We start from the raw sequence: 12,383 nt of genomic DNA, 5'->3' as shown, positions 1-12,383 counted from the left end.
AATTTGAATGTCCACAGAATTGATATTTATTATGCTCATCCCTACTCTGCTTGGGAACGGGCCACCAATGAGCGGCACAATGGCCTAATCAGGCGGTTGATTCCTAAGGGAACAGCTATCAAGGAATTATCTTTTTCACAAATCGAACGGGTGCAGAATTGGTGTAATACTCTGCCCAGAAAAATCCTGGGCTACCGGCAACCAGCAGAACTCTTTTTCCGGGAAATAGAGCGACTAACTTACGAACTTCAGCCTTCATGATTGAAAAACCCAACTCATTCGGGTTTCCAAAAAATGTGTCGCATTTAATATTGCAATTTAAGTGTTTTTCTGTGATAATGTCACTCTGAAATGTTTCTAACAGTCGTTACAGGAAAACCTGCTGCTTCATTAATAAACTGAAATGCAAAAGTTTCAACCTTATTTTTGGCTATTTCGCCACTAGAGTCACCGTTTTGTTGAGCAAAACATGCTGGAAGTGAATCCCTTAACTTTTTAAATTCAATATAATTGTCATAAGCCTCTCTAGCTTGTTCCCTTTACACTATTCTGAAACTCACTAATTGATCCTGAAGATTTTACCGAAAGTAAGCATCATCAGTATACATTCATATCATATATTAGAAAAATAAATGAAAGAGGGATATTCATGTCAAATGGCTTTGTTAAAATTACTCCATTCAATGGTTTTGACAGTACAAATCCGGATAATGCAAAACAGAACAACTATGCCTGGGCAATGGAAGAAATGGGAGATTATATATACGTGGGTACGGGGAGGAATATAGTGTTTTCGGTAATTAAGGCGGGAACATTTCCGGGACTTCAGGTACCAAAGGAGTTTGTTCCCCAGAATGTGGATATGAATGCGGAAATCTGGAGGTATAAAAAGGACGGTTCAGAGGGGTGGCAAAGGGTGTATAAAGCGCCTCCCCAATTGGGTATCATCGGCTTCCGTTTTATGATCCGCTACACAACACCCCGGGGCGAGACAGCCTTATATGCCGTTGGTTATACTATCCAACCTAAGATTGTTATTCTGAAATCTCTGGATGGTGTTCAGTGGACACCGTTGGTAACTGATATTCCAGGGACATCTACCAGGGCGATGATAGAACATAATGGAAAGTTGTATATGGGGGTATTAGGGGATCCCGTAGCAGGGGACACGTTACTTTATGTCAGTGAAGACCCTGAAAAAAACGGATGGACTTTGGTCAGTACACAAGGAGACCCCGACAGGAACCCCAGAGGCGGAATCGTTACCATGGTAAGCTTTAACGGTCATATCTATGTGGGAACGGCACCGGTAGGAGGCTTTGAAGTCTGGAGGACAGAAGGGTTGGAACCTCAAAAGGACGGATGGAAGCTGGTAGTGGATAAGGGGGCCGGAGACGGATTAAATGAAGTTCCGTTAAGTATGGGGGTATTTAAAGATCATATTTATGTTGGTACAGCTATTGCATTCGCTATTTCAAGTGTTGATCCATCCAGAAAAATTGTCCCTCCGAAACCTTTTGACCTTATCCGGATCAACCGCCATGACGAGTGGAAGGTTATTGTGGGAGGAGAGCCCGTTTTGCCTACGAATCCCGTCACAGGTAAAAGAAATAAAGGTAAATATGTATCTGGCTTCGGAGATATTTCCAATGGTTACTGTTGGCAGTTGATACAGTTTGGGAACAGGTTCTACCTGGGTACCTGGGACTGGTCCGTTCTACTTCCGCCTTTTATTTCATCGCTAGCTACAATCAATAAGGGTGTGTTGCCGTCTGTTTTACCCTCGTTTTTAAACCCTGCCAATATTATTAACTTAGTACGGGAATATAATTTAAAGCCACTGCTTAAATTATTAAAGGGTTCTAAGAGAGATTTTTACGAGAATCTAGGATTTGATATGTATGTCTCTGAGAATGGAGAGAATTGGAAAGCTGTGACTCTGGATGGATTGGGCAACCCCTATAACTATGGATTGAGAAATTTATTGCCCAGCGAAGATGGCAAGCTGTATCTTGGTACTGCAAACCCCTTCCAGGGATGTGAAGTATGGGTAAAGGGCACAAAGCATGCTGAAGATGACATGGAATCCGAAATTGAGCTGGATGTTGAAGAAGATGATGATAAAGAGAAGGATGATTAAATACAACCTTCGCCTCCACCAGAAAAAGTTACAATGGTTCTATGAAAGAGATACAATACCGAGAGCTGATATGGCTCAATACGGCCTTGCGACATTTGCCGTCGCAGGGCTTTTTGTATTTAGTAGAAGGGAAATAGCAGACATCATAAGAGAAAACGGGCCCCTTGGTTAGCTATCAATTAGCGCATCCTTTACCTTGGCAATTTTTCTCAACTGATATAGCAATACCCATTTGGGTTTTTATCCAGGTACTTTGATGGTATTCTTCGGCTTTATAATAGTTTACCAGTGGTTTAACCTCAATGGCAATTGGGCGATCGTACCTTGATTGTAGTTCTTCGATAGACTCGTGTATTACAGGCAAATCCCTTGAATTTCTTCGGGTTTATATTACTGGAATAGGACTGGACGTGATCTTAGGGGAACCGGGCAAAAATGGAAGGAGAGTGTCTCGGGAAATATTAACTGTTTTTTATTTCAGGCGGGAACTAACTAAAAAGGCTTCCGGGATTTTTCTTGGAAGCCTTATGTTCTCTGGAGCTGATGGTGCGATTCGAACCCACGACCTGCGCATTACGAGTGCTTGTATAACTTATTCTTTTATATCATGATTTATGGATATGTCAGGAATATCAAGGGTTTCATCATGGCGAATATCTGTTCTTTTCATTAATCATTCCGCCCAAATTTTAATTTTGGGCGGAAACTGGGCGGAAAGACACCTTTCCACGAACCGTACCTAACGATAGTCTTTTTAAAAAACTATTGATAAATACGAATTAAAAGAGGTATAATATAAGTGAAGTGCCGATGAGGTAAGTGTGGAGAATGGTAGATCGTGGCTTTAAGAGATTGTAGCTTTTTTTAAGCTACTTTCTTTTTTATGGCTATTCTTATTTCGATTTCAAATTCAAACTTTAGCAGAGATTTGACTATGGTGATTACATATTGCATATCGCATCACCCCCTCCCTTGCAGTGTGGTAAATTCCACACCGCCGACACCGGCACCTCCCAGGTGAGACCGTCAGGCTTCGAACCTTTCGGCCTCTCGAACAAGGGAGGGGGTATTTGCCACTTGCCTTAACAAATTAATTATACCAAATATTTACGTAGCCGGACAACACCGGTTTTTTTTGTTTTCACCTCTCTTCACTGGCCCGGCACTTCCGATTCCCGTCCCTGCCGTGAGCCGCCTCATGGCTAGGCTACCAAAGAAGATCCCGGCCGGGCGGAGGCAAGGGGCGCGGGGAGGGATAATTGGAGGGGACCCGGCCCGCCAGGGACGGGGCGAAGGCCGTTTATGCTCACCGCGGCGAAGCGGACCCCTTGCCGGAGGCCACACCGGGATGTTATAATGGCTAAGGCCGTGAGGCGATAATTTACCCGGCCGGAGGCCGGGGTTGTTGTTATTTTTATACCGCTTTTACTGCAAAAGGGCACTTCCGCCAGGGCGTAAGCCCGAAAGCGGAGGTGCCCAAGATTTCGGCCCTGCATGGCCCACCAGAGGCTCGATGCAGGGTCATTTATGTCAGAACCTCGGACCGATGATCTGCGATTTCGAATGGTCGTATATCGTGCCTTTTACCCTTACCGTAATGGTGTCTGTTGCCGTTTTCGTCCCACCGCCGGCCAACTGTTTATAGGCGGTGAACACCACCTGGTAGTTGCCGTCTGGCATGTTCCTGGGTATGATCACCACCACGTCGCGGCCTTCTGCTTTTGTATGCTTCGTATGCCAGGTCATGACGTCCTGCGGAGGCGAAGTCAGGGGAGTATCCGGTACCAGGGTTGTAACGTTCGAGGAACTGAATTCATTCTTTGGATACCACATACTGGCCTCCACCCGGTAAGCTTTCCCTTCGGTCCTGGCATAGAGTATCATGGCTTCTCCGGCTTTGTATGTGGTTTTGTTGGAATCTCCTATTACTATAAGCCTTCCCTGGACCTGAACGGTCACAACGTATGGGTCGGACCACATCGGCGTGAGGGCGGGATGCCTGCGGCTCGGGTCGTCCAGGACGCGAAGCTGGATCCGGTACGTGCCGTCGTCACCTAAACCCATTTCTTCGAAAATTGGCCTCCACTGGGTGATCGTAACCCATGTCCCGTCCGGCTTCTGCACTTTCCACTCTCTGGCCACGATGGGATCGCCGTCGGGGTCGTAGCTGGTGTCGTTCAACGTATAGGGTTCGTCGGCTACTACGGGGTTGGGGCCGATGGTGAAGCGGGCAACGGGTTTATTGTTTTCGGGTATCACCGTCACTTGCTGAGTATATGGCTCCGACCAGAGGGGTGTTCCGAACTGCGGATTGTCCCGGACTTTAAGCTCTATGGTATAAATCCCAACCCCCAGCGAAGGTATGTTAGTCGGCGGCGTGCTGCCGTAATTTATCCACGTCCCGTCAGGTTTCTGGACGCGCCAAGCCCTTTCTGCGATTGGATCGCCGTTCGGGTCGTAGCTCATGTCCGATATGGATATGGTCTTGTTTACCACCTGCGTGTTCGGATCAACCGTAAATATCGCTATCGGAGCTAGATTCACCTGCATGGTGGAGAGCACGGAGACGTACGGGTCGCTCCACGTACCTTCCTTATCTTGGACTCTCAACCACACAAGGTAAGTCTTATTTACTCCAAACGATGTCGGTTTGCCGGAATTCCAGGACGCAGCCGTGGTTTCCTTCCACTTCCATTCCTCCGCCACGATGCCCTTGCCGGGCTCAGATTGATGGTCGAGATCGTGAGAGGTCGAGGTTAGCTGTACACTATACGAGGTTATTGCGCCATCGTATTGGACGACAAGATTATCGATGTAAGCCGCATCATCGTCAACGCTTACGGAACCGTCCTTGGTATATTCGAATTTGAAAATGTACGTCGTGCCGGGTGTAAGCTGGTAGGAGAAGTACGTCCAGTTGCCGTAGCCCGAAGTACGGATCAGCCTCTTTCCGTTTACATAGAAATTAAAGAAGTCAAAGTTAGCTTCTGACCTTACGAGATAGTAAAAGCTTATCCTCGCATTTTTCGCCGTAGACGGCACCGTATAGGTGAACTGCACCGAAGTGGAACTGTAGTGTCCTATTGAAGCATTTTTGTACGAATACTGCCCGGCATATTTTTGGGCCATGCTCCTCACCCAGTTGCTGGAGAAGGAAAATGCATAATTGGTATCCTCGAAGTCTTCCGTAAGTACCATAGAACCGCCGCCTACCGGATTCAAATTCGCGGTAAACGAAGCTATCGGTTTTCTGTGGACGTAGAGTATCAGTTTGTTTAGCGGCATATAGCTCCAGAGGCGGTAATTATCGAATCTATCATCGTATTTGGGATTGTCGCGCGCCTGAAATACAACGTCGTACTTGCCGACCTTGTCGAACACCGTAACGGGCCCCGATAGGAACTGTCCGTTAAAAGGAGCGAGGCCGAGACTATTTTCGAAGTAGTTGGGGTCATGCTGGTATATCCATCGCTCCTGGTATTTCGGGTCGTTTTCCGTGTCGCTGTAGTATGTGTTGTAGGTTACTTCCTCGCCGAGCAGCACGTATTGCTCTATAACCTTCGGCATGGACTCAACTATGCTTATGATGTAGTCGGCAACCTGGTTGAGCGCTGTATCCATGTTCGTATTGTAGTAAAACACGCCCTTCCCGTCGTTCCTCGATATGAAGGTCTGGTACTGTGACCTGTTGGTGTCCGTGCCGAGGCCTATGAAGTACGCACCAGCGGAAAGCATCCTAGAGAGGATATCGCCCAGTTTGACCTGGTCGTTGAGCTCCGGCAGCTCTACGTCGCTTATATTCACCAAGAACCTGATGGAGTTGTCCCGCCAGGTGGTCGTCTTCAGTGCTTCGTCCAAGGTTTTGATACTTTCCGTAGTAATCTGAATGTCTTTGTAATATGCACTGGGCTGGTCCCAGACATAAAATCCGTAACTTCCCTGGCTGTAGTAATTGGGATCCGTGTCCGTCCATTCAATGTCAAGGCTGCCATCTCTGTATATCTTGATGTTGTTGCCCTTGACCTCTATCCTTACGTTCCACGTCTGCCCGCGGTAGAAATACGGGAAAGACCCGCCGGTTTTTATCACCTGGAAGCTGCCGTTGACCACTTTTGCGAGCACGCTTCTCTGATTATAACGCACATTACCGCAGGCATCATGATTGTCTATGATATATACGTAATAGTTGTTTACATCCTTCATCCGGAACATAAATCCCATTTCGCCATGTTCGAAATCATTAGCGTCGCTGCGGATACCCAGCTTATAGTTTACCGTCAGGTCTTTCGTAGGAAATGCGTTGGGGTTGTACCATCCAACCGCAGGCCTGCTGCTTATGTTACAGACAACGGCGTTCAGGCTGGTGTCATAGCTCCATGCGTTTGATGGCGGTGTCCCGGACCCGCCAACGTAGAAACTTACCCAGTTCGAGAATATAGTAGAAGGGTCCTGGGTCTGTGTGGAAGTCGTTGCGGTTTCAATCGCTTCTATGCGCGCATCTATGTTTTTGGCGGCAAGTTTAGTCTGCACGATGCTGTTTATCTTGCTGTTTAGGTTTTGCGTCTTGCTTGAGTCGGCCTTGCCGACGGTGAATACCACGTCAACCTTGGGCCTCTTCAGTACCTCGAAGTCAACTACGGGCTGGAGGTTTATCACTTCGCATATCTTGTCGTTCAATGGCTTGTCCGAAGTGTCGTCCGTCCTGTAGTCGGATAGAGATATGAATTCACTTATCGTTTCTTCGCCGAAATCTTCCTTAATCGAAAGTTCAAATAGATATTTACCCACCTGCGTCGTATATAGGACGGGGTTTATATTGTTCCCGCTGTCCAGCGTAACCCAGTTCTCGTCGTCGAAACTTCCGTTGTTATTACTGTCGTATTTGTAACGCCATATCCTCTGTACGATGTAGTCGCCGTCGGGTGAATAAGAAGAATCGATAAGCTCTATCTTCGCCTTGTTCCCATTTTGGGGGTCTCTAAGCACCGTCGCCATCACGAAGAAGTCGGCAACGGGTGGGAGATCCGGAGCGATTGAAAGCGTCCTCTCGTACCATTCAGAATAATGGCCGGCGCTGTTCTTCACCCTAACTCGAACGGTATAATCTCCGGCCTTCTTGAAAAGCACCGTCCTGGTCTTCATGTCAGGCGATGAAACTATTTTTATATCAGACGCCGATCCTCCAGCCGGCGGTATGATCTGCCATTCGGTGGCTCCCCACACCATCGGGTAACGGGCAGAGGTCCGGCTGTTGGAGGCGTCGAGCACTATTTTGCGGTTTTCTTTCAGGGTTCCAGAGTAATCGAAGTATGCTACCGGAATTGCGGGTTTTACGGTGATTGTTTTCTGGGTTGTATCCTCAAGGCCGAATTCGTCCTCGACGGTAAGGCTGATAGTGTATTCTCCGGGCTTGTCAAACCATATCGTGGACTTTTCCCCTTCCAGCGTCCCCATTACTCCTGTGGAGGGAGATACAGACCACCGGTGGACCGCTATCTCTCCGTCCGGGTCATAGGAGTTGGAGCGTATTACCACATCGTCGCCCTGGACAACTTCATCCGGAGCTGATATGACTGCTACGGGCGGCTCATTAGTGACTTCGATAGTCCTCGTCATACTATCACTATCACCGAAGTCGTCGGTAACCGTCAAAGTAACCTCGTAAGTCCCCGTCTTATTGAAAGTGATCGTGCCGCCGCTGAAGCCTAAATTTTTGTTTACGCCTGAAGAAGGGGATACGTCCCATTCGACGTCCACAATTTCGCCGTCGGGGTCGTAAGACTGATTTATTACGTTTACGGTAGTCCCTTGCCCGGTCTTGGACGGCATTTTAAACTTAGCGACCGGAGGTGTATTTATCGGCCCGGGTTCCGGTTCGGGTTCAGGCTCTTCCGGCGGTTCTACACCTTCTTCTAGGACTGTCCTCTGCGTCTCTGCTTCGCTGGATTTATTGAGCGAGTAGTCGTAAACCTTAACTTTGGCCCATATTACATCGCCGGGTTTTGCATTCCTTGCGACGATTGAGAAATAGGGACTGCCGTCGCCGGGATTTACGCCGTCGGAAGGAGTGACATACGTATTGTTAAGCTTTACCCACCAGCGGTAAGCAAAAGGCCCGCTGCCTGTAGAAGTGCACCCCGTGGCGTCAAGGGAGACGTTTATATCGCCTGTCGTCCCTGTCTTCAGTGCTGGCGGGTTTAAAGTCATCTTAAGGTCGGCGTTTATATTCCCCGCAGGCGGCGGGGGAGGGGGTGTACCCTGAACGTTTATCGTCACGTCTTTTCTGGTGTATCTGTTTACGTTATCTTTTACGAACAGCGTCAGCGTATGTGTCCCGGCGGTAAACGTCCGCGTTATCGTCTCGCTATAGTTGTTAGTGTTGTTCAAGGTCTTCCCGCTGAAGACGGGCTGGCCGTCGATATTGAAAGAGACTATAACCTGTTCTGTCGGAATTCCTAATGCTTCTGCCACATCATCATGCAGTATCGAAAAAGTCTGTCCGCTTAGAGTTATCTTGACCGGACTGCCTTCCTTGATCGACTGCGGCACACCGATATTCGCTTTAGGCCTGGGCCTCGTGCCGATATACACATTACCCGTCGCACCCTCTATGCCGTCGGTCTCCCACTTCCCGACATATGCGCCGCATAGGCTCGCAAGATACGGGAGATATATCCTCTGAGACCCCGATATAGTTACTTTAAACTTGTTTTTATTGGCATTGACGAATATAGGGTCGCCATCTAATACGGAAACCCACTGGTCGATCTTGCTAAACTGCACAAAGTTGAATTGTTCGGCTTTTTTCTGCGACTTGACGAGGTTTTTTACCGCTTTGTCGTATCCCACCAATTTCCCGTCTACGTATACGCTCCACTTGCCAGAAAATACAACCTGGCCATCAGGAGGTATGGGGTTGGGGACTTTGTTTATTGACGGAGCAGGACTCATCGTCACCGGGTCGTTGTTCTTCAGGTTTAAGTCCCCGGTGTCGTCTATCAATGCGGCCAGTGCTGTCTCGGTCGGAGGCATCGGCAATAGGCCGATAGAAATACAAATGACAAGAATGAGGGAAATAACATTCTTATACCGCCTCAAAATATCAGCTCCTTTCCAATATTTAAAGCATAAAAAAGGCGCTGTTTCTTTTTTGAAACAGCACCTTTTTAGTTACCTTGTCGGAGGTCCTTGTTTTGCCCTTAAAATTGCAATCCTGTTGCCGTCTTCAGGGAAAAATCCTACCCAGTGGTCCAAATTCTCGCTCACAAACCGAAGCGGTATTACCGTATATCCGTTGACCGTATAGACCGGCTTAGGCATTTTTTTGACCACACCGTCAACTTTTGCGATGTTGGAACCCTGTTTCAGTACGACCGTATGTCCTTTGTCATTTATCGTGATTTCCTTCGTCTTACTGTTGTAGTCTATGACAGCTCCCAGTTCTTCCAACACGCCTCTCAACGGTATCATGGAATTTCCGCCGTCGGAGAACACCTTTATCGGCAGTTTCTTTTTAGTTTCTTTCAGTTCGTACCTTACGTCCATCCTGTCGCTGTTAAGGTAAAGGTCGACGCCGTCGCAGAAGTATATGTATTTGTTAGTCATCCCGTTATACTTCGGATCAAGCATGTATTTGAGATACGCCGGGTCGTTCAGCATAGGCCATCTTCCAAAAGTCCCTTTTAATATCATGTCTTTGTATTTTGACTCCTGCCAGTTTACGCCGTTTATGGTAATTAACCCATTTGCTGCCGCCCTTCCTATCTTGGCTTCTCTATCCCAAAATTCCTGGGTATCAGGCTTATATAGGCTCAAGTAATAATCCGATACTTTATACCGCTCCGTTAAATCATATAATCTTCCATATTTTTTATCCCCTGCAACTGCTATGATCCTATCATTATCTAGTCTCAGACTCGGATGGTAGGCTACTTCCATTACTCTCCCTTCGGCAATCTCCCATTCGCCTTGGTTATTCCAGGCTTCTTTATACAGTAAACCTTTGTCTATCAGCTCCTGATACGGCAGCTTTTCATTCTGGCCTTCCGCCATGGCAGAAAAAGTGGCCAGGAATAGGAGGATAAGGGTTAATGATAATATTTTCTTCATAAGATCACCTCTTTTAATTTGTATTTATCCTTCCTTATATTCAAAAACCGGTACTTGAATAATTCTGTCGGGTTTAGTCTCATATAAGAATTCATCGAGTTTTAGTGCCGTCTCTGCGTCATAGTATTTTTCTCCGCATTCTTCACATACAAGGGCCGGGACATTTTCTATTACAATCAATTTTTCATTGACCCATTTTTCAACCCTGACTCTTTTTCTCACTAATGTGCCTTTGCAATACAAACATTTAGTCATTTTATTTGCCTCCTCTCGTCCTTTCATCAACCCACTTCGGAGGTTCTGGAATATAGGCTGTAATTATAATTAAATAATCATCTTTTAAACCGCAAACTGTATGTATATATGTTTCATCTTTCCTCCCTAAAATTAATACACTGTGCCCCCGTGGGTCTTCTGGATAATCTTCTAATATTTCCCCATTAAGAATTGAAGTTAAAACATCCACTACTTTTAAATTACGTTCAATCAGCCTTTCTAAAGCGTGATCACTTAACAACCACTTTCCTTTTAAGATTAGCTTTTTAATAATTTTTATATCAAACTCTCCCATAATACTTCAAACCCCTTCTCATTTTATTATATCACAATTGATAAAATTTTCTATTACAGCTGAAACTACCTTCATGCACCTGACCTCCCTTCATTGCCCGGCACTCCCGACCCCCGTCCCTGCCGTGAGCCGCCTCACGGCTTGGCTACAACAATAGATCACGGCCGGGCGGAGGCAAGGGGCGCGGGGAGGGATAATTGGAGGGGACCCGGCCCGCCAGGGACGGGGCGGAGGCCGTTTATGCTCACCGCGGCAAAGCTTTACCCCTTGCCGGAGCACAAGGCCGGGATATTATAATTGTAAAGGCCGTGAGGCGATAATTTACCCGGCCAGAAGCCGGGGTTGTTGTTTTCTATACCGCTTTTACTGCAAAAGGGCACTTCCGCCAGGGCGTAAGCCCGAAAGCGGAGGTGCCCAAGATTTCGGCCCTGCATGGAGCCCGCAAGAGGCTCGATGCAGGGCCGAGGCTTAAAACAGTGAAAGTCCGAAAAGAGATTTCTTTCTTTTTCTATTTGGGAGTATAGGAGCAAGCAGTTTTAAAAAGAGTGAATCATTATCTTTAGAAAAAGGATTTGGACAGTAAGGTAGAGCTGTCCCTTTAATCCCGGCATAAAAAGAAAGGTCTTCAATATCATTCTGTGAAGCTAATGGAAAAATAATACTAAATTCAAAATCGATCTTATCAATAAGCTCTTGCCACCTCCATTTTGCCGCCGAAGCTACAATAAAAGCTGAATCGGCCCTATACATATCCCTTACCTTAAGTTCATCTAGTACACCAAGGTCGCGAACCACATATTCGTACTGCCCTGTCTTAATCTTTCTAATAAGTGAATCATAATTTGAATTATCACCAGCTGCGCTTTTGCCGGAAGGGAATATATCCAACCCGTGAATTGTATAGGACCCCTCAACCCTTCCGTCTCTAGCTTTCATAACGCTGCATAAAAAACCGAGCGCAGGCCTCTGACTATCCTCTATAATCGCCACAGAGTGTCCTGAACGTGCAAGAAATGAAGCTATAGAGAGAGCCGTATGAGTGCATCCAAGGCCGTGGCCAATAGCGGCTACCGCTATAGTGACAACACCGGCCGGCCTCTCCTCGATGATAACCTGTTCCTTTGCAGGTGCAGAGTTTAAAAAATGTCCAGTATGCCACCTGGCGGCCTTTGCGTAAGTGGCGGGCTTACTGGAGAGGACATCTCTGACCAGCTTACCCCAGTCAGTATCTTTAGGGCCTGATACTATATCATATATGCCTAATCCTACTAAGGAAGATAATATTACATCTCCCGGTTCCTTGTCCGGCGCAAGGATGATAATCCTCGTATGAGGCCTTGCTATCCTGAAGCCTTGGAGTGAGGCAACAATATCCCTCCCAGCCCCAATATCCAGGTCGAGGATGAGGATATCGGACGCCACCCTCGCCGCAGAATTCAATACGTCTTTTATTCCCTGAGAGTCCAGTGTCCCTACCTGCTCAAGGATAACCTCTCCTAGTCCTTTTGCAGCTTCAATTACCTGTTCCGACCTCTGTTTTGTGAGAATTACTGATATAAGCAA

9 protein-coding genes and 1 pseudogene are annotated in these 12,383 nt (G+C 46.9%); 4 read left to right on the top strand and 6 right to left on the bottom strand.

Annotation, left to right across the window (positions count from 1 at the left end):
- From LZ11_RS04460 to LZ11_RS04450, 3 genes are all read left to right on the top strand, one after another.
- Nucleotides 1-261 (top strand): IS30 family transposase (locus LZ11_RS04460; RefSeq protein WP_148866487.1); only part of this gene is annotated, 261 nt, incomplete at its 5' end.
- 388 nt (nucleotides 262-649) lie between these two features.
- Nucleotides 650-2,140: a Kelch repeat-containing protein gene (locus LZ11_RS04455; RefSeq protein ID WP_187695052.1), complete on the top strand. Its 1,491-nt coding sequence runs from the start codon at nucleotides 650-652 to the stop codon at nucleotides 2,138-2,140.
- Nucleotides 2,115-2,312, top strand: a complete 198-nt coding sequence (locus tag LZ11_RS04450; RefSeq protein ID WP_148866701.1) for a hypothetical protein — start codon at nucleotides 2,115-2,117, stop codon at nucleotides 2,310-2,312. Before LZ11_RS04455 ends, LZ11_RS04450 begins: the two co-directional genes overlap by 26 nt.
- 40 nt (nucleotides 2,313-2,352) lie before the next feature.
- Here the strand turns inward: LZ11_RS04450 and LZ11_RS12990 are convergent.
- The 5 genes and pseudogenes from LZ11_RS12990 to LZ11_RS04425 form a co-directional block, all read right to left on the bottom strand.
- Nucleotides 2,353-2,507: pseudogene (locus LZ11_RS12990) on the bottom strand (peptide-methionine (S)-S-oxide reductase); the annotation flags it as partial.
- Between the two features lie 1,163 nt (nucleotides 2,508-3,670).
- Complete coding sequence (locus LZ11_RS04440; protein ID WP_148866700.1) at nucleotides 3,671-9,238, bottom strand: PKD domain-containing protein; 5,568 nt, start codon at nucleotides 9,236-9,238, stop codon at nucleotides 3,671-3,673.
- A gap of 72 nt (nucleotides 9,239-9,310) precedes the next feature.
- Nucleotides 9,311-10,249 (bottom strand): copper amine oxidase N-terminal domain-containing protein, encoded by a 939-nt coding sequence (locus LZ11_RS04435; protein ID WP_148866699.1) that lies wholly within the window; start codon nucleotides 10,247-10,249, stop codon nucleotides 9,311-9,313.
- A 24-nt stretch (nucleotides 10,250-10,273) separates the two neighbouring features.
- Nucleotides 10,274-10,504, bottom strand: coding sequence for a type II toxin-antitoxin system MqsA family antitoxin (locus LZ11_RS04430; RefSeq protein ID WP_148866698.1), 231 nt, complete (start codon nucleotides 10,502-10,504; stop codon nucleotides 10,274-10,276).
- Nucleotide 10,505: 1 nt separating this feature from the next.
- Nucleotides 10,506-10,820 (bottom strand): DUF4258 domain-containing protein, encoded by a 315-nt coding sequence (locus LZ11_RS04425; RefSeq protein WP_148866697.1) that lies wholly within the window; start codon nucleotides 10,818-10,820, stop codon nucleotides 10,506-10,508.
- A 197-nt stretch (nucleotides 10,821-11,017) separates the two neighbouring features.
- Between LZ11_RS04425 and LZ11_RS12865 the strand changes: the two genes are divergently transcribed.
- A complete protein-coding gene (locus LZ11_RS12865) occupies nucleotides 11,018-11,140 on the top strand; it encodes a hypothetical protein (protein WP_281282707.1) in 123 nt (40 codons plus the stop codon).
- Nucleotides 11,141-11,288: 148 nt separating this feature from the next.
- Here LZ11_RS12865 and LZ11_RS04420 read toward each other — a convergent pair whose 3' ends face one another.
- Nucleotides 11,289-12,383 carry a hypothetical protein gene (locus LZ11_RS04420; protein WP_148866696.1) on the bottom strand — a complete coding sequence of 365 codons (1,095 nt, stop codon included), beginning with the start codon at nucleotides 12,381-12,383 and terminating at the stop codon, nucleotides 11,289-11,291.

It is taken from the genome of Thermosediminibacter litoriperuensis (assembly GCF_008124715.1).
GTDB lineage: Bacteria > Bacillota > Thermosediminibacteria > Thermosediminibacterales > Thermosediminibacteraceae > Thermosediminibacter > Thermosediminibacter litoriperuensis.
Note: the sequence above shows the minus strand (reverse complement) of the source record. Positions and strands in the feature narration are given on the sequence as shown.